Origin of the sequence: Novosphingobium acidiphilum DSM 19966, from assembly GCF_000429005.1 — a bacterium.
Taxonomy (GTDB): Bacteria; Pseudomonadota; Alphaproteobacteria; order Sphingomonadales; family Sphingomonadaceae; genus Novosphingobium; species Novosphingobium acidiphilum.
Genome location: NZ_AUBA01000001.1, coordinates 207,506 through 225,344 on the forward strand (window position 1 = coordinate 207,506; position 17,839 = coordinate 225,344).

Below are 17,839 nucleotides of genomic sequence, written 5' to 3' on the forward strand. Positions count from 1 at the left end.
GTCAGCGCGACAGTTTTTTATAGGCCAGTGGCGTCGGACGATCGGCGGCATCGCCCAGGCGGCGACGCTTGTCCTCTTCATAGGCGGCAAAGTTGCCTTCGAACCATTCGACATGGCTGTTGCCTTCGAACGCCAGGATATGCGTCGCCAGGCGATCGAGGAAGAACCGGTCGTGGCTGATGACCACCGCGCAACCGGCAAAGTTTTCGATCGCTTCTTCAAGCGCGCCCAGTGTTTCGACGTCGAGATCGTTGGTCGGTTCGTCAAGCAGCAGCACATTGCCGCCGGTTTTCAGCATCTTGGCCATGTGTACGCGATTGCGTTCACCGCCCGACAGCTTGCCGACGTTCTTTTGCTGATCGGCGCCCTTGAAATTGAACGCGCCGACATAGGCCCGGGTCGAGGTGTCGAACCCGTTGACCTTCATGTAGTCATGCCCGCCCGAGATTTCTTCCCACACGTTCTTCGACGGGTCCAGCGCATCGCGGCTCTGGTCGACAAAGCCCAGGCGCACGGTCGAACCGATGTCGATGCTGCCTTCATCGGGCTGTTCCTGCCCGGTGATCAGCTTGAACAGCGTGGACTTGCCCGCGCCGTTGGGGCCGATCACCCCGACAATGCCGCCCGGTGGCAACAGGAACGACACGTCTTCGAACAGCAGCTTGTCGCCAAAGGCCTTGGTCAGGCCCTTGGCCTCGATCACTTTGCCGCCCAGGCGCTCGGGCACCTGGATGACGATCTGCGCCTTGCCCGGGCTGCGGTTGTTCTGGCTGGCGACCAGTTCCTCGAACTTCTTGATACGCGATTTGGACTTGGTCTGGCGGCCCTTGGTCCCGGCGCGGATCCATTCGAGTTCGTCGTTGATCGCTTTTTGCCGGCCGGTCGCCTCGCGGTCTTCCTGTTCCAGACGCTTCGACTTCTTTTCCAGATAGGTCGAATAATTGCCTTCGTAGGGGAAATATTTGCCGCGGTCGATTTCGAGAATCCAGCCGACCACGTTGTCGAGGAAATAGCGGTCGTGGGTGATCATCAGCACCGCGCCGGCATATTCCTTCAGATGGTTTTCCAGCCATTCGACCGATTCGGCGTCAAGGTGGTTGGTCGGTTCGTCGAGCAGCAGGATCGACGGCTTCTGGATCAGCAGACGCGTCAGCGCGATGCGGCGGCGTTCCCCGCCCGACAGGTTTTCCACCGACCAGTCCGACGGCGGGCAGCGCAGTGCCTCCATCGCGATTTCCAGCTGGTTATCCAGTGTCCAGCCATCGACCGCGTCGATCTTGCCCTGCAGATCGCCCATCTCGTCCATCAGCGCGTCGAAATCGACGTCTTCCGGCGGGTCGGCCATCAGGTTGGAGATTTCGTTGAAACGATCGACCAGGTCGGCCACTTCGCGCGCGCCGTCCTTGACGTTTTCCAGCACGGTCTTGGTCGGATCGAGCTGCGGTTCCTGCGCCAGATAGCCCACGGTGATATATTCACCCGGCCAGGCTTCGCCGGTGTAATCCTTGTCGATGCCCGCCATGATCTTCATCAGGGTCGACTTGCCCGCGCCGTTGGGGCCGACAATGCCGATCTTGGCACCCTGATAAAACTGCAGGTTGATGTCGTTGAGCACCGGCTTGGGGGCGCCGGGGAAAGTCTTCGTCATGTTCTTCATGACGTAGGCGTACTGGGCGGCCATGGTCGTCCTTCGGGAATGCGCGTGAAATGGTTGTCGCGCGCTCTACCCGTGCGGCGCGACGCCTGCAAGCGGGGCGGTGGCATCACGGAAAAAACCAATCACTTCGGCCTCTACCGAACGGGTCGTGCTGCCCGGCTGATCGATCACGTGCCAGGTCAGCACCGAATGCGGCGGCATCGCGGTGTGCGGATTGGCATCGGCATCGTCCAGATCGATCGCGCGAAACCGATCGCCAAAGCGGTCCTTGAGCATGGCAAACCGCGCATCGGGCACCAGCGAGTCGGATTTGAACCGCAGGCCCAGCATCGACAGGTCTTCGGCCTCGAACCGCGCCTTGGCACAAGCAAGCTCGGCCTCGGTTGCATCGATCATCGCCGCGCCCTTCTTGCCCAGCGGCAGCGATGGCTGCGACAGCACCGGGGCGACGACCGAAGGTTCGGTCATCATGGCCAGCGCAAACCCGCCGGTAAAGCACATTCCCACAGCGCCCACGCCGCGCCCGCCGCATTCGGCGTGGGCATGACGCGCCAGTGCGCGCAGCCAGTCGACTATCGGGCTCGATTTGCCATTGGCCCAGCCGTTGAATTCGCGCCGCACGCACAAAGTCCAGATTGCCTGCGCCATGGTATAGCGTTTGCTGGGAACACGCCCGTCTTCGCCAAACAGGCTGGGGCAAAACACGGTCATCCCGGCATCGGCCACCCGATCGGCAAAACGCAGCACCAGCGGATGCAGATTGGGCATCTCGTGCATGATGATGACGGCTGGTCCGCGGCCCTTGCGCCAGACTTTGCGCGTGTAGGGGCCGTCGGTAAAATCGAAGGGGGTGTATTCGGCGAAGCTTTGCGCGTTTTGCATACCCTGTTCCCCGCCAATATCCGATCCGAAACCGCGAAGCGCAATCACCGCGAAGGTGGGGGGAGGGCCACGCCACGCGGGCCCGGCTGCCCCCCCCGTCCGGGTAAGATCGCGATCAGATGCGCTCGATGATGATCGCCGGCGCCATGCCGCCGGCCGCGCACATCGTCACCAGGCCATAGCGGCCACCGGTGCGTTCCAGTTCGTCGAGCACGGTGCCGATCAGGATCGAGCCGGTGGCGCCGATCGGGTGGCCCAGCGCCATCGCACCGCCGTTGACGTTGACCTTGGTGCGATCGAGATCGAGGTCGCGGATGAACTTTTCGGCAACGACGGCAAACGCTTCGTTGATTTCCCACAAGTCGATGTCTGCAACCGTAAGCCCGGCCTTGGCCAGAACCTTTTTCGCCGCGGGCACCGGGGCGTTGAGCATCAAGGTGGGATCATCGCCCTGGTTGGCATAGGCCACGACGCGCGCGCGCGGTTTCAGCCCGTGCTTTTCGGCATAGGCAGGGCTGGTGATCAGCAGCGCGGCCGCGCCATCGACCACGCCCGACGAATTGCCCGCATGGTGCACGCCCTTCCAGTTCAGATCGGGATAGCGGCGCTTGATCTGCTGACGGAAGGTGGTGCCGCCCAGATCGAAATCGGCAATTCCGTCAAAGCTGGCCTTGAGCGAGGCCAGGCCTTCGAGCGTGGTTTCGGGGCGCGGGAATTCCTCGTGATCGAGCGCCACGCTGCCGTCTTCGTTCAGCACCGGCACCAGCGATTTGGCAAAGCGGCCCTCGGCAATCGCCACTGCGGCGCGTTGCTGGCTGACCAGCGCCAGCGTGTCGAGCGCTTCGCGGGGGATGCCTTCGCGCGCGGCAATCGCATCGCCGCACACGCCCTGGTGCGATTGCGGGTGGATCGCGTCGAGCGCGGCATTGCCCGAACCCATGCCCAGCGGCTTGATCCCGGCATTGGCCTGTTCGGCGCCGTGCATCGCGGTAAAGCTCATCATTTCGGTGCCGCCTGCGATCACGCAGTCTTCCATGCCCGACATCACGCTGGCGGTGGCCAGGTTGACCGAGGTGATCCCGCCGCCGCAGAACCGGTCAAGCGTGGTGCCGCTGGCCGAAATGTCATAGCCTGCGGCCAGCGCCGCCATCCGGCCCAGATCGCCGGCCTGTTTGCCGTACTGCGACGAGGTCGACCAGATCACGTCATCGACCGTGCTGGTGTCGAGGTGATTGCGATCCTTCAACGCCTTGAGCACGGTGGCGGCCAGGTGCTGCGGGTGGAGGTGCGACAGCGCGCCCTTGCCGGGCTTGCCGACGCCGCGCGGGGTGCGAACAGCATCGATGATATAGGCTTCGGCCATGACAGATCCTCTTCCAAGTATTTAACCGAACGATTAAAGGCTTTGCGGATCGGGTGCAAGCGTTAAGGTGCCGGGTGAAGGAGATCCCCCCGATGCTGCACACCGCGATACTCGACAGCGCGCGCGGCTTTGCCGACCAGATCGTCGCACTGCGCCGCGCGATCCATGCCGAACCCGAACTTGGTCTCGACAACCCGCGCACGCGCGACAAACTGCGCGCCGCGCTGGCGCATCTGCCGCTGGAATGGCGCGAAGGTCCGTCGACATCGGGCCTGGTGGCGCGGCTGGCGGGCACCGGACCAGCCACGGGCCCCTTGCGCCGCGTGCTGCTGCGCGGGGATACCGATGCGCTGCCGATGGACGAAGAAACCGGACTGCCCTTTGCCAGCACCGTGGCAGGCGCGATGCATTCGTGCGGGCACGACACGCATGCCGCGATGCTGGCGGGCGCGGCGCACGTGCTGTGCGCGCGCCGCGATCGCTTTGCGGGCGAGGTGGTGTTCATGTTTCAGCCGGGGGAAGAGGGGTTTCACGGCGCGCGCCATATGATCGAGGATGGCCTGCTCGATCCCTTGCCCGACGCCGCGTTTGCGCTGCACATCATGCCAGACAGCCCGCACGGGCGGGTGGCGGGGCGTGCGGGCGCGCTGCTGGCCTCGGCGGACCGGTTCGAGATCGTGGTCGAGGGGCGCGGCGGCCATGCCTCGATGCCGCATCAGACGCGCGATCCGATGCCGATCGCGTGCGAGATCGTCGGTGCGATCCAGACCATGGTTACCCGGCGTTTTCCGGTGGCCGATCCGGTCGTGGTCACTGTCACCGAAATCCATGCTGGCACGGCGCACAACATCATTCCCGACCGTGCCGCGATGCGCGGCACCTTGCGCACGCTGTCGCCCGCCAACCGGGCGGCGCTGCACAACGATCTGACCACCCTGGCGCAGGGCATTGCCGCCGCGCATGGCCTGAGCGCGAGCGTGGCGATCCACCCGGGCTTTCCCGTCACCGTGTGCGATGCGCGCGCGGTTGATCTGGGCCAGGCGGTGGCGGGCGAACTGGGCGCGCCGGTGCAGTTCCACCGCCTGTCGCACCCGATCATGGGTGCCGAAGATTTTGCCTATGTGCTGGAAAAAGTGCCTGGCGCGATGTTTTTTCTGGGCGTTGCCGCACCCGATGCCGACCTGCACACGTGCAGCGGCATCCATTCGCCGCGCATGATGGTGGACGAGGCGGCGCTGCCGCTGGGCACCGCGCTGCTGGCGGGGTGTGCGATGCGTTTTCTGGCGCAGGGTTTTTAAACCGTCATGGAACACGACCAAAGCGCGATGATGGACAACGATCGCGTGCTGCATTTCGAAGGCATCCACAATTTCCGCGATTACGGAGGCTATCACGCGCGGGCCGGGCGGTTGGCGCGCGGGCGGCTGTGGCGGTCGGGCCAGCATGCCGGCGCCACCGCTGCCGATCTGGCGCGGGTGCGCGATCTGGGTATTGCCACCGTGATCGATCTGCGCGGTGACAGCGAACGCGCGGCGTATCCGTGTCTGCGCCACGCCGATTTTGCCGGCGAGGTGCTGTTCGAACCGGGCGAGACCGCCAGCATGCAGGGCCAGGCCGCGCATGCCGAGGCGGCGGACCGCATCCGCACCCCGGCAGATGCGCGCGACCGCATGATCCGGCTGTATCAGGGCATGCCGTTTCGCGGGGTGCTGACCGCGACATTTGCGCTGTATGGTCGGGCGCTGGCCACGCAGGCAACGCCCAGCCTGCTGCATTGCCTGGCGGGCAAGGATCGCACCGGGCTGGGTGCGGCGCTGGTCCACCATCTGTTGGGGGTGCACCACGACGATCTGATGGCGGATTATCTGTTGACCAACACTGCCGGCAATATCGAGGCGCGGATCGCCTCGCAAAGCCACAGCCTTGCCGACATGGGCCTGTCGGACGCGGCGATGCGCGTGGTTCTGGGGGTAGAGGCGGTCTATCTCGACACGGCCTTTGCCGCGATCCGCGATCGCCACGGCAGCGTCGAGGCCTATGCGCACGAGGTGCTGGGCATCGGTCCTGCCCGGATTGCCGCGATGGAAGCCCGCCTGGTCGATTGACTCCGCGCCGCGCGGGCTTATTTCGGCGTCCTTTGATGGGCGGTTCCCCGTCGGGAACGCCGACAGCCTGCCTTGCGCAAAGCGCAAGCCGGGGACGGAGAACATGATGGCGACGACACACAAGACCCGCATGCTGATCGTCGGATCGGGCCCGGCCGGCCTGACCGCGGCCATTTATGGCGCGCGTGCGGGGATGGAGCCGATCGTGGTGCAGGGTCTGCAGCCGGGCGGACAATTGACCATCACCACCGACGTCGAAAACTATCCCGGGTTTCGCGATGTGATCCAGGGGCCGTGGCTGATGCAGGAAATGCAGGCCCAGGCCGAACATGTCGGCACGCGCATGCTGTGGGACACGATTACCGAGATCAATCTTGATGGATCACCGTTCCGCGCCATCGGCGACAGCGGCGATATCTATGAAGGCGATTGCCTGGTCATTGCCACCGGCGCGCAGGCGCGCTGGCTGGGCGTGCCGGGCGAAGCCGAACTGGGCGGCAAGGGTGTATCGGCCTGCGCCACGTGCGACGGGTTCTTCTACCGCGGGCGCAAGGTTGTGGTGATCGGCGGCGGCAACACCGCGGTTGAAGAGGCGCTGTACCTGACCAACCACGCCAGCGAAGTCGTGCTGATCCACCGCCGCGATGCTCTGCGCGCCGAAAAGATCCTGCAGGACCGCCTATATGCCCACCCCAAAGTCAGCATTTTGTGGAACAAGGCGGTCGATCGTTTCGTCGGCGGTGAAAAGGGCCTGATCGCGGTGGCGTTGCGCGATACGGTGACCGGTGAAACCAGCGAAGTGCCGACCGATGGTGCGTTTGTGGCCATCGGCCATGCGCCGGCGACCGGCTTGTTCAAGGACAAGCTGGAGCTTGATGACGCCGGCTATATCGTGGTCGAACCGGGCACGCCCAAGACCGCTATCCCCGGCGTGTTTGCCTGTGGCGACGTGATGGATCACACTTATCGTCAGGCGGTAACGGCGGCAGGCACCGGCTGTATGGCGGCGCTTGATGCCGAACGGTTTTTGGCCACGCGCGATTTTGTCGTGGCGCAAGATGCGTCCTGGTAACGGGAAACACTATGAGGTTTCAGTGCCTTGATGCGGTTTGTTCCAGCAGGCACTGAAACAGCCACGCGCGGCTTTCTGCATCATCGGTAAAGCTGTGGCTGCGGCCTCGATGGCGCTGTACGCGGGCGTCGGGGCCCGGCCAGACCTTGTCAAACCGGGCACCGACGCGGTCGCCCTCGGCCAGGAGTATGGTGGCCGGGCCGGCGAACCGGGCCAGGTCTTCGTGCAAGACATCGGCCAGCGCCGATCCTGGTTCGTCCTTGCGGGTTGCGCGGCCCAGGCCCCGCATCAGGCCGCGCAGATCGACCCTGCCGGTTATCAGTCGCAGCACCGCGCGCGGATCGGCCAGCTTTGCCAGATAGCGTTGCCGCAGCGCCTGCGGGCTATGGACGTAGCCCGTGTCGTCATCAAAAGTCCACGGATTGGCCAGAACCAGCCCGTCCAGCCCCGGCAGATCTGCTGCATGCAGCATCAGCGCGCTGGCCGCATCGCACAGGCCATACGCCACGACCCGGCGCATGCCCGGCAAGGCCGCCCGAAACGAACCCAGTGCCGCGGCAATATCATCGCGCGATCCGCGCCAGCCGTGGTTTTCGCCTTCGCTGTCGCCGACCCCGCGCCGGTCAAACCGGAACACCGGTACGCCTGCCTGTTCGGCCAGCATCGCGGCCAGCGCGGCATGGCCGCCAAATGCGCCGGCGCGGATTTCGGAGCCGCCCGATACGATCAGCAGGCCGGTCTGGCCATGCGCTGCCGCGCAATCGAGCATGCCGTAAAGCTTTGCCCCGCCGCAGGGAAAGGCGACCACGCGCCGGGTCATGCCGCGATCTCTGCCGCGATCAGCGTGGCCAGCCGTTCGGCTTGTGCGGGATCGTCGCCGGGTTCGGCGCGCAGCCACAGTGGCGCGCCGCCCAGTTCGCCCAGGCGGATTTCGCGCTGGCCCTCGTCGAGCGGGCGCGCGCTGTCGAGCCCGGCGATCAGTGCGGGGCTGCAGTCATAGCCTGCCAATTCGATCCCGTCGCTGCGCGCCAGTTCAAGCAGGTTGGCGCTGTCTTCGTGGCGTCCGGCTTCGCGCGCAGCGATCAGGCGCGCGCGCAACAACTGGCGCAGCAGCGTGCTGCCCGAAACCGGATCGACCACCCAACCGGGCAGGACATTGGGAAACACCAGCGCCCCGCCGCGCAGCGCCAGCACGTGCGTGCTGTCGAAATGGCGTGCGGCACGCGCCATCGCGGTGCGCCAGGCGTGCAGGCTTTGCGCGGCGAAGGGCTGCTGGCTTTCGTTGGTGCCGGGCAGATCGGGCATGACGCTGTCGATGCCACGCAGATCGAGCGCGCGCATCGTGCCGTTCAGCCAGCGCCGGGTGCGGTTCATCTCGGCAAACAGCGGCGGCACGATCAGCAGCCGGAACCGCCGCCCGCGATCGATCGCAACGGCAAATTCATCACCACCGGGGCAGGGCCACTGGACGATCAAGCCGGCCGTTTCCCGTGCACCAGTGCAAGCAGGCTGGCATAATCGGCCAGCGTATCGCCGGTCAGTTCGGCATCATCGAAGACCACCGCGAAGCGGTCTTCGATGGCGCCGAACAGCGTGGCGATCGCCATCGAATCGAGTTCGGGCAGTGCACCCAGCAACGCGCTTTCGGGGGTCAGTGCGGCCAGTCGCGCGGCATTCAGCCCCAGCACATCGCCCAGCACGGCACGCAAAGCTGCATCGCAATCATCGCTCATCGCGCTGTCCTAACAGCGCGCGCGCGTCGGGCAAGGCGCAAGGCCCGTTTCGCCAGCAATTTTCCCAGCGCGGGCCAGTGGCGGACCGCGCGCGGATGATACGCTTCCAGCCTTTGGTGCACCTCGGACAGCTCCATCCAGTCGCGTTTGTAGTGATCATCGCCGGTGCCAAAGTCGATCAGGTCGACCCGGTCTTCGTCGAAAGCCATCGCAAACAGCGCGTGCGTCAGCACCGTGCCCGGCGAATGCGCCGCGGCGTCAGGATCGTGCGCCAACTTGTGAATGAACGCCGTATGGCCCTCGATCGTCCACAATTGCGCCGCGACCGGCCGATTGCCGATCGTGGCAAGCCCCAGCCGCAATCGCCCCGCGGCGCCCTCTGTTTCGGCAAAACGGCGCAGGAACGCGGGCGATCCTTCTGCCGGTTTCCAGCTTTTGGCATAGATCGCCTGATATGCGGCCCAGTCGTCAGCGTCGAAATCGCGCGCGATCCGGATCGTCAGCCTGGCGCGTTTGCGCCGCACGGTTTCGCGCAGCCGCCCCGGGCGCGTGGCCCACCAGGTGGCAAAATCGCGGCCGGCAGGCAGCAGCACATGATTGACATGATGGGGTGACAGCTCGCCGATCCAGCCGGCGGACTGTGTTGCATGCAGCATCAGCGCGGCCTCGCGCCGCGGCAACGGTGCATAGTGCAAGGCGCCTGCAGGCGACAGGTTGCGCAACAGCGCGGGCAACAGGCGTTCGCCCCCATGCGCAAAACGCGGCCGCGCGACGAAGCTGTACCAATTGGCCAGCGCGGTCAGGCCACGATAGGTTTCACACAGCGGCAATGCAGCGATCGCATCGCCGTCGCGCGCCACCGCAATGAAACAGCGCGCAGGTGCCAGGCATTCGCGCGCCATCTGTTGCAACCAGCCGAGGCGGTCGAACGGCGTCACCCCGGGGCCCGGCGCCAACAGCGTGGCCAGCAAGGGGTCGGCTTGCGCTTCGTTAACGTCGGCGTGATAGATATGCATCGTGACCGTGACTGCCGTTCCCTTGCCCGATCCGGTGCCTTGCCCGCTCGATCATCTGCCGCTGCATGCGCCGGATGATGCGCCGGCTTTGGTGCTGGGCGACAGGGTCATGGACTATGCCGGGTTAAATCGGCGTATAGGCCAGTTAGGTGCGTGGCTGGCAAGATCGCTGTCCGCTGGAGATCGGGTGGCATGCTGGTTGCCAAAGGGCGAACTGGCGTGCCTGCTGCCGCTGGCCACAGCGCGTGCAGGGCTGGTGCATGTGCCGATCAACCCCGTGCTCAAACGCGCGCAAGTGGCGCATATCCTGGCCGACAGCGGCGCCCGCCTGGTGATTGCCAATGCGGCGCGGTTGCACAGTCTAGAGGCCGGCGATTGTGCGGCGGCGGAGGCTTTTGTCGATACCGACGTCATTGCGGTGCTGGATGCCGAGGCGGCGCTGCCGCCATCGTCGGCACCGGTCGATGCGACAGTGGCCCTGCTTTACACCAGCGGATCGACCGGGCGGCCCAAGGGGGTCATGCTCAGCCATGCCAATCTGTGGCTGGGCGCGGTCAGCGTGGCGCATTATCTGGGGCTGTCCGCGCGGGACCGGGTGCTGGCGGTGCTGCCGCTGGCGTTCGATTACGGGCAGAACCAGCTGTTGTCGGCGTGGTTTGCCGGGGCCTGCGTGGTGCCGCACGATTATCTTTTGCCGCGCGATGTGCTGCGCGCGGTCGCCCGCCACAAGATCACCACGCTGGCCGGCGTACCGCCGCTATGGCGTCAGCTGGCAGTGCTCGACTGGCCGGCCGAGGCCGTGGCAAGCGTGAAGCGGCTGACCAACAGCGGCGGCGCGCTGGATGAAACATTGGTGCATCGGCTGCGCAGTCTGGTGCCCGCGGCACGGATCCACGCGATGTACGGCCTGACCGAGGCGTTCCGGTCGACCAGTCTCGATCCCGCGCTGATCGATGCGCATCCGACCGCGATCGGCACCGCCATTCCCTTTGCCGAGGTGCTGGTGGTGCGCGACGACGGTGCGCCCACAGGGCCGGACGAAGAGGGCGAGCTGGTCCACGCCGGACCTTTGGTGGCGCAAGGCTATTGGCGCGATCCGGCGCGCACGGCCGAACGATTTCGTCCCGCGCCGGCGTTTTCGCAAAGCGGTGGTATCGCCGTCTGGTCGGGCGACCGGGTGCGCCGCGATGGCAAGGGGCTGCTGTATTTTGTCGGACGGCGCGATGCGATGATCAAGACCGCCGGCACCCGCATCAGCCCGCAGGAAATCGAGGAGGCGGCGCTGGCCAGCGGGCTGGTCGCAGACGCGGTCGCGCTGGGTTTGCCCGATGCAACGCTGGGCCAGGCGATCCATCTGGTGGCCAGTGCGGCGGGCACAGCCGACAGCGCGGCGCTGCTGGCGGCGCTGGCACAAACCTTGCCCGGTTTCATGGTGCCGCGGACGGTCCACTGGCGCGATGCACTGCCGGTCAATGCCAATGGCAAAGTCGACCGTGCGGGCCTTTACGCTGAATTATCGACTTGGGCCGATAAGGCTGGGCCATGACCCTGATGTCCAAGCCGATGGGCCCGATACCTCCGGGCTTTGCCACGATCGACGGCGAACTGGCGATTGCCGGGGTGCGTGCGCGCGACTGGGTGGCGCGCGCGGGCGGCGCGCCGCTGTTTGTCTATGACGCCGGCCTGATCGCGCAGCGGATGGCATCGTTTCGGGCCGCGCTGCCTGGGATCGGGCTGCATTATGCAGTAAAGGCCAATCCGCTGGCGCCGCTGCTGGCCTTCATGGCGGATCGCGTCGATGGCTTTGACATTGCCTCGGGCGGCGAACTGGCTGCGCTGCAGGCGGTGGGCGTCGATGGGGCGCTTATCGGATTTGCAGGCCCGGGCAAGCGTGACGCCGATATCGCGGCCGCAATTGCCGGCGGCGTGACGCTGCATATCGAATCACCGCACGAGGCCGATCGCGCGCTTGAGGCGGGCGCGCGCGCCGGGATCGCGCCGCGTCTGGCCATTCGCGTCAATCCCGATTTTCAACTCGCCGGCGCCGGTATGCGCATGGGCGGCGGCGCGCGCCCGTTTGGCGTCGATGCCGAGGCGGTGCCGGCGCTGGCGCGCAGGCTGGTGGCTGCGGGCGCAGATTGGCGCGGGTTTCATGTCTATGCCGGCAGCCAGTCGCTCGATGCTGCCGCCATTGTGGCAAGCCAGGTGGCGACGCTCGAGCTCGTGGCCCGGCTGGGTGAAGCCGCCGGGGTACTCGTGCCGCGTTGCAACCTGGGCGGCGGATTTGGTATTCCCTATCATGCCGGGCAGACATCGCTGGACCTTGACGCGGTCGGCGCGGGTTTGGCGCAGGCGCTGGCAACACGCGCGCCCATCCTGGCCGACACGCGCTTTGTCGTGGAACTTGGCCGCTGGCTGGTGGGCGAGGCAGGCGTCTATCTGGCGCCCGTGATCGAGCGCAAGCACAGCCGGGGCGAAACGTTTCTGGTGATCGATGGCGGGCTGCATCACCAGCTGGCTGCCAGTGGCAATTTCGGCAGCGTGATCCGCCGCAATTATCCGCTGGCCATCGCCACCCGCATCGCTGCCCCGGCGGACGAGGTGGCGCATGTGGTGGGGTGCCTGTGCACGCCGCTGGATCGCATGGGCGATGCGTTGGCCTTGCCCCGCGCCGAGGCGGGTGATCTGGTCGCGCTGTTCTGCGCCGGAGCCTATGGCGCCAGCGCCAGCCCGGCCGCCTTTCTGGGCCATGGGCCGGCGCGCGAGATACTGGTGGGCGCGGGTTAAGCCACCGGTCACGCAGTGTCCCGTCGCGGGACGAAGCGGTCAAGCCGATCAGCACTAACGGTATGTTTACCCTTAATGGCCATATCGATGCGTGAATTTGCACGCCGTTTGTCCCCCCGGGGGACAACCGGGTCGTCTGCGGGGACGGCCGTCGGATCGTGCACCGCTTTGTTGAAGGATGGTTCATGCCCAAGGACACGCCGCCTGCTTTCCTCGACCGTCGGGTCAGCCGGCGTGCGGTCATGGCGTTTACCGGGCTGGCGGTTGCCGGGCTGTCGGGCTGTGCCGGTGGCGGCGGCGCACAACTGCCCTCGGCCAGCTTTGTCTCGTTGCAGGAGGGCCCGGGCGAAGATTACATCATCGGCCCGCTCGATGAACTGACCATCTTTGTCTGGCGCAATCCGGAACTGGGCGCGCAAGTGCAGGTGCGGCCCGACGGGCGCATCACCACGCCGCTGATCACCGACATGCCGGCGGTGGGCAAGACGCCCTCGATGCTGGCCGAAGATATCAAGCTGCAGCTGTCGCAATTCATCCAGGAACCGATCGTTTCGGTGATCGTCAACAAGTTTTCGGGCACTTACAGCCAGCAGGTGCGCGTGGTTGGCGCCACGGCCAAGCCGACGTCGCTGTCGTATCGCGCCAACATGACTTTGCTCGATGCGATGATCGCGGTCGGGGGTCTGTCGGAATTTGCCGCGGGCAACCGCGCGCGGCTGATCCGGTTCGACAAGCAGTCGGGCAAGCAGAAGGAATATGGCCTGCGTATCAATGATCTGCTGCGCAAGGGCGATACGCGCGCCAATGTCATGCTGATGCCGGGCGATGTGATCATCATCCCCGAAAGCGCGTTCTGAGCGGCGGGCACGGCAGATGGGTGGACTTGTCGATCAGATCAGGGCCGGGCTCTATACGGTGTGGAACCGGCGCTGGATCGCGCTGGGGGTGGCCTGGGTGGTGTGCCTGGCCGGATGGCTGGCCGTGGGGACGATTCCCAACAAATATGAATCGCATGCACGCATCTTTGTGCGGATCGACGATGTGCTGTCGGACCAGATCGGGCTGGGCGCCGATCGTCACCGCGATGTCGACCGCGTGCGCCAGACACTGACCAGCGCAGTCAATCTGGAAAAGGTCGTGCGCGCCACCCGGCTTGGTGAAAAGGTGACCAGCGAAAAGCAGATGGAGGCGGCCGTGGCCGCCCTCGCCAGCGTGGTCAAAGTCAGCAACAGCCAGGAAAACCTGTTCGAGATCGCCGCCACGTCGGGCAACAGCGGTTTGAGCGACGGCGAAAATGCCAAGCTGGCGCAGGATATCGCCCAGAAGATGATCGACATCTTCCGCGAAGAAAACCTGTCGGGCGGGCGCGGCGAGATGAGCGACACGCTGGCGTTCATGGACCAGCAGCTGGCCGACCGGCAGAAAGACCTCGAAGCCGCCGAGCAGAAGCGCCAGGCGTTCGAAGCCAAGAATGCCGGGATGATGCCCGGCACCGGCGCGGTCAGCGCGCGGCTGGAAGGGGCCAGGTCAGAACTGCGCGGTGTGGAGTCCGATCTGATGGCGGCGCAAAGCGCGGTCGCCTCGATCAACGGGCAGATGGCCGGAACGCCGCCGACGATCACCGTGCCGGGCGTCAGCGGCGGCGCGCGGGGCGCGCTGGCGCAGGCGCAGTCCGATCTGGCAGCGATGCACGCGCGCGGCCTGACCGACAGCCACCCCGATGTGATCGCGCAAAAGGCGCAGATCGCGCAACTGTCGCGCGCGGCAGCCAGCGAAGGCGGCAAAGGCGGCGGTGGCACGCCCAATCCGGCCTATGCCTCGCTGCAATCGATCAAGGCCGACCGGCAGGCCAGCATGATGGCGCTGCAATCGCGCAAGGCCGCGCTGCAGCAGGACATCGCGCAATTGACCACCCAGCAATACAGCGAACCCGCGGTTGCCGCCGAAGCGTCGCGCATCAACCGCGATTACGAAGTGCTGAAGGAACAATACGACAAGCTGCTGCGCGATCGCGAAGCGCTGCGGCTGCGCGGGCAAGTCGAAAACGAACACAATGCGGTGAAATTCGAAGTGATCGATCCGCCCACCAGCCCGCGCGAGCCTGCCGCGCCAAACCGGCCGCTCTTGCTGATCGGCGTGCTGGTTGCCGGGCTTGCTGCCGGGGCAGGCGGTGCTTTTGCGCTGGGCCAGATGCGCGGAACCTTTGCCACCACCGCCGATCTCGAACGCGCGATCGGGCTGCCGGTGCTGGGTGCGGTCACGCTGGCGCTGACCCACACCGCGGTGACCGAACGGCAGCGTCAGCTCAAATGGTTTGGCGGCGGCATTGCCGGTCTGGCTTTGGTGCTGGTCGGGTTGCTGGCGCTGGAATTCTTCAAACGCCGGTTGGTGGCATGAGCGGACGGAGCACGCACCGATGACCGATCAACGCCCCTTTCCGCCCACCGGCCCCGACGGTGCGCCCCCCCGCAAGGCCAGGCGCGCCTCGCTGATCGAGCGCGCCGGCGGCAGCGATGACTGGCACCGCGTGGTCGCGCCAGCCGCAACCGCGCCACTGTCGGAACCCGCGGCATCGCGCGCCGTGGCGCCTGTGGCTCCATTTGCCGCGCCGGCGTTCGATCCGGCCGGGCTGCCCGCGACGGCACCGTTGCGCGATGGCCCGGTGGCCGCGCGGCTGGACGCGTCGCCGGCCCCCCAGGTGTTTCGCGGCACGTTTCATATCATCGATCGCACGCATCTGCGCGACCAGGGGCTGATCGAGCCCGAAGGTCCGGTGACCGCGCTGCTCGAAGAATTTCGCATCATCAAGCGGCAACTGCTGCTGACCGCAGCCGAAAGCCGCCAGGCCGAAGACGGGGTACGCGCCGAGCGCATTCTGGTCTGTTCGGCGCTGCCGGGCGAAGGCAAGACTTTCTGCTCGGTCAATCTGGCGCTGTCGATGGCGGCAGAAAAAGACACCGAGGTGCTGCTGGTCGATGCCGATTTTGCCAAGCCTTCGGTGCTGTCGACGCTGGGTCTGCCGGGCGGGCCCGGGCTGCTCGATGCGCTGGCCGATCCGCGGATCGCGGTCGAGGATTGCATTCTGGGCACCGATATTCCCGGGCTGTTCGTGCTGCCGGCGGGACACGCCAGCGGCAACGATACCGAATTGCTGGCCTCTGCCCGCACGGTCCAGGTGCTCGACCGGCTGACCGCCAACACACCCGGCCGGATCGTCATTTTCGACAGTTCGCCGGTGCTGGCGGCCTCGCCTGCCAGCGCGCTGGCGCTGCATGTCGGGCAGGCGGTGGTGGTGGTGCGCGCCGACATGACCAGCGATGCGGCGCTGCGTGACGCGGTCGGGCTGTTGTCGGGCTGTGACGATATCAAGCTGTTGCTCAATGCTGCGCATTTTTCGCCCAGCGGTCGCCGTTTCGGCACGTATTACGGGTACAAGGAGTAAGGCCGCATGAAGGGGGTTTGGCATATCGCCGCCAGCGCGCTTGCGCTGATCGCACCCTGGGGCTCCGGGACCGCTGCGCTTGCCCAAAGCGCAACGGGCGGCGCGCCGCTGCGTTATGCCAATCCCGATGCGGGCGACGATACCACCACTGCGCCCGATGGTGCCGATGTTTCAACGGGCGGCAACGGCGCGCAGACGCCTTATGCACCCGCAGGCGGGACCGGCAGCGGGGGCAAGCCGCGCAAGCACACGCGCATCGTGCCCTATCTCGAAATCGACCAGACGGTGTACGACCAGAGCGCACCACAACAGCAGGTGTTGACTTATACCACGCTGGCGGCCGGTGCCGACATGCAGTTTTCCGGTCACCGCACCACCGGCGTTGCCAATATCCGGTACGAGCATCATTTTTCCGAAACGCCGGGCGTTGGCAGCTCCAACACCGTATCGGGCATTGCCCGCACTTCGACCGAGATCGTGCCACGCACGCTGACCTTCGATTTCGGCGGGCTGGCAACGCACACCTCGATCGGACCGCAGGGCAGCACTGTGCTGAACCCAGCCTACAACACCGGATCGATCTATCAGATCTGGTCGCTGTATGGCGGCCCGTCGCTGTCGACCCATGCCGGCATCCTGGGGATCAAGGCCTCGTACAATCTGGGCTACAACGAAATCGACCAGATCCGCTCCTATGTGCCTTCGGGCCAGACCGCGCCGGTCGATCTGTTTGGCCATTCGCTGACCCAGCAGGGCACGGCCTGGGTCGGGGTGCGGCCGGGCGAGGTGCTGCCCTTTGGCATTGCCCTGACCGGAGCCTACCTGCGCGAAGACATGTCGACGCTTGACCAGCGCCTGATCGATGACCGGATCGGCGTGCAGATTACGCAGCCGATTTCGCGCACGGCCGCGGTTGTCGGCGATGTCGGTTACGAAAAGTTGCAGGTTTCGCAGCGCAACGCCGTGCTTGACGGCAATGGCAACGCCGTGCTGACCAGCAGCGGACAATATGTCACCGACCGCAGCCAACCCCGCAAACTGGCCTATCAGACCGAAGGGCTGACCTGGGATGTCGGCGTGGTCTGGCGGCCCAGCCGGCGCACGTATGCATCGGCCTTTGTCGGCCAGCGGTATGACAGCACGACCTATTACGGCACGCTGGCTTATGCCCCCAGCAGCCGTCAGACGCTTAATGTTTCGGTGTTTGACGGGATCTACGGCTTTGGTTCGGGGCTGATGACCACGCTGCAGCAATTGCCAACCGACTTTACCGTCGCCGGCGATCCGTTCAGCGGCAATGTCGGCAACTGTTTCATCGGCAGCACCGGCGGCAGCTGCATCGGCGGGGCACTGGGTTCGGCACGCGCACTGGTGTTCCACGCGCACGGCGCCAATGCCACCTATGGGGTGACGCTGGGCCAGCTGACGTTCAATGTGGGCGGTGGCTACATGGCGCGGCGGTTCCTGACCGCACCGGGCACCGTGTTGTCGGTCTACAACGGAGAGCTTGACCAGACCTGGTATGCCTCTGCCGGGCTTTCGGGCCGTATCGACCGGCAGACCCATTTCTACATCAATTCGTTCGCATCGCTGTATCGCACCGACCAGGTGGCGGCTGGCGATGTCGGTGATTGGGGGGTAAATGGGCTGATCACGCACCATCTGACCGATCATCTGATCGGTACCGCAGCGATCGAAGTGCTGGGCGTCAACCAGCAGATTTCGCCAGACCAGTTCGAATTGATGGGGCAGCTCGGGCTGCGTTACAATTTCCGCTAGGAA

At 65.7% G+C, this 17,839-nt stretch carries 16 protein-coding genes; 9 read left to right on the plus strand and 7 right to left on the minus strand.

Annotated elements, in window-relative coordinates:
- Position 1: 1 nt before the first annotated feature.
- From ettA to G404_RS0101060, 3 genes are all read right to left on the minus strand, one after another.
- The gene (gene ettA, locus G404_RS0101050) at positions 2 to 1,681 is read right to left on the minus strand and encodes an energy-dependent translational throttle protein EttA (RefSeq protein ID WP_028639433.1); all 1,680 of its coding nucleotides are present in this window, start codon (positions 1,679 to 1,681) and stop codon (positions 2 to 4) included.
- Positions 1,682 to 1,723: 42 nt separating this feature from the next.
- Positions 1,724 to 2,539 carry a dienelactone hydrolase family protein gene (locus G404_RS0101055; protein WP_028639434.1) on the minus strand — a complete coding sequence of 272 codons (816 nt, stop codon included), beginning with the start codon at positions 2,537 to 2,539 and terminating at the stop codon, positions 1,724 to 1,726.
- Positions 2,540 to 2,654: 115 nt separating this feature from the next.
- Positions 2,655 to 3,902 carry an acetyl-CoA C-acetyltransferase gene (locus G404_RS0101060; RefSeq protein ID WP_028639435.1) on the minus strand — a complete coding sequence of 416 codons (1,248 nt, stop codon included), beginning with the start codon at positions 3,900 to 3,902 and terminating at the stop codon, positions 2,655 to 2,657.
- Positions 3,903 to 3,994: 92 nt separating this feature from the next.
- Between G404_RS0101060 and G404_RS0101065 the strand changes: the two genes are divergently transcribed.
- From G404_RS0101065 to trxB, 3 genes are all read left to right on the plus strand, one after another.
- Positions 3,995 to 5,200: a M20 metallopeptidase family protein gene (locus G404_RS0101065; protein WP_028639436.1), complete on the plus strand. Its 1,206-nt coding sequence runs from the start codon at positions 3,995 to 3,997 to the stop codon at positions 5,198 to 5,200.
- A 6-nt stretch (positions 5,201 to 5,206) separates the two neighbouring features.
- Positions 5,207 to 6,007: a tyrosine-protein phosphatase gene (locus G404_RS0101070; protein ID WP_245584331.1), complete on the plus strand. Its 801-nt coding sequence runs from the start codon at positions 5,207 to 5,209 to the stop codon at positions 6,005 to 6,007.
- 106 nt (positions 6,008 to 6,113) lie between these two features.
- Complete coding sequence (gene trxB, locus G404_RS0101075; protein WP_028639438.1) at positions 6,114 to 7,079, plus strand: thioredoxin-disulfide reductase; 966 nt, start codon at positions 6,114 to 6,116, stop codon at positions 7,077 to 7,079.
- A gap of 19 nt (positions 7,080 to 7,098) precedes the next feature.
- Here the strand turns inward: trxB and G404_RS0101080 are convergent, their stop codons facing one another.
- The 4 genes from G404_RS0101080 to G404_RS17660 are packed head-to-tail and all read right to left on the minus strand — an operon-like array spanning position 7,099 to position 9,828.
- The gene (locus tag G404_RS0101080; RefSeq protein ID WP_028639439.1) at positions 7,099 to 7,899 is read right to left on the minus strand and encodes a hydrolase 1, exosortase A system-associated; all 801 of its coding nucleotides are present in this window, start codon (positions 7,897 to 7,899) and stop codon (positions 7,099 to 7,101) included.
- Complete coding sequence (locus G404_RS0101085) at positions 7,896 to 8,555, minus strand: alpha/beta hydrolase family protein (RefSeq protein ID WP_028639440.1); 660 nt, start codon at positions 8,553 to 8,555, stop codon at positions 7,896 to 7,898. Before G404_RS0101085 ends, G404_RS0101080 begins: the two co-directional genes overlap by 4 nt.
- Positions 8,552 to 8,812, minus strand: a complete 261-nt coding sequence (locus tag G404_RS0101090) for an acyl carrier protein (protein ID WP_028639441.1) — start codon at positions 8,810 to 8,812, stop codon at positions 8,552 to 8,554. Before G404_RS0101090 ends, G404_RS0101085 begins: the two co-directional genes overlap by 4 nt.
- Positions 8,809 to 9,828 (minus strand): GNAT family N-acetyltransferase, encoded by a 1,020-nt coding sequence (locus tag G404_RS17660; RefSeq protein ID WP_036519848.1) that lies wholly within the window; start codon positions 9,826 to 9,828, stop codon positions 8,809 to 8,811. Before G404_RS17660 ends, G404_RS0101090 begins: the two co-directional genes overlap by 4 nt.
- Before the next feature lies 1 nt (position 9,829).
- Here G404_RS17660 and G404_RS0101100 point away from each other — a divergent pair, with 1 nt between their 5' ends.
- The 6 genes from G404_RS0101100 to G404_RS0101125 all read left to right on the plus strand — a co-directional run bounded on the left by G404_RS0101100 (position 9,830) and on the right by G404_RS0101125 (position 17,836).
- Positions 9,830 to 11,374 (plus strand): acyl-CoA ligase (AMP-forming), exosortase A system-associated, encoded by a 1,545-nt coding sequence (locus G404_RS0101100; protein ID WP_425411612.1) that lies wholly within the window; start codon positions 9,830 to 9,832, stop codon positions 11,372 to 11,374.
- Positions 11,371 to 12,615, plus strand: coding sequence for a pyridoxal-dependent decarboxylase, exosortase A system-associated (locus G404_RS0101105; protein ID WP_028639443.1), 1,245 nt, complete (start codon positions 11,371 to 11,373; stop codon positions 12,613 to 12,615). Before G404_RS0101100 ends, G404_RS0101105 begins: the two co-directional genes overlap by 4 nt.
- A gap of 242 nt (positions 12,616 to 12,857) precedes the next feature.
- The gene (locus G404_RS0101110) at positions 12,858 to 13,472 is read left to right on the plus strand and encodes an XrtA/PEP-CTERM system exopolysaccharide export protein (RefSeq protein ID WP_028639444.1); all 615 of its coding nucleotides are present in this window, start codon (positions 12,858 to 12,860) and stop codon (positions 13,470 to 13,472) included.
- Positions 13,473 to 13,488: 16 nt separating this feature from the next.
- Positions 13,489 to 15,012: an XrtA system polysaccharide chain length determinant gene (locus G404_RS0101115; protein ID WP_028639445.1), complete on the plus strand. Its 1,524-nt coding sequence runs from the start codon at positions 13,489 to 13,491 to the stop codon at positions 15,010 to 15,012.
- A 19-nt stretch (positions 15,013 to 15,031) separates the two neighbouring features.
- On the plus strand, positions 15,032 to 16,057 hold the full coding sequence (locus G404_RS0101120) for a P-loop NTPase family protein (protein ID WP_028639446.1): 1,026 nt from the start codon (positions 15,032 to 15,034) through the stop codon (positions 16,055 to 16,057).
- 6 nt (positions 16,058 to 16,063) lie between these two features.
- Entirely contained in the window at positions 16,064 to 17,836 is a 1,773-nt protein-coding gene (locus G404_RS0101125; protein ID WP_028639447.1) for a hypothetical protein, read from the plus strand.
- Positions 17,837 to 17,839: the final 3 nt, after the last annotated feature.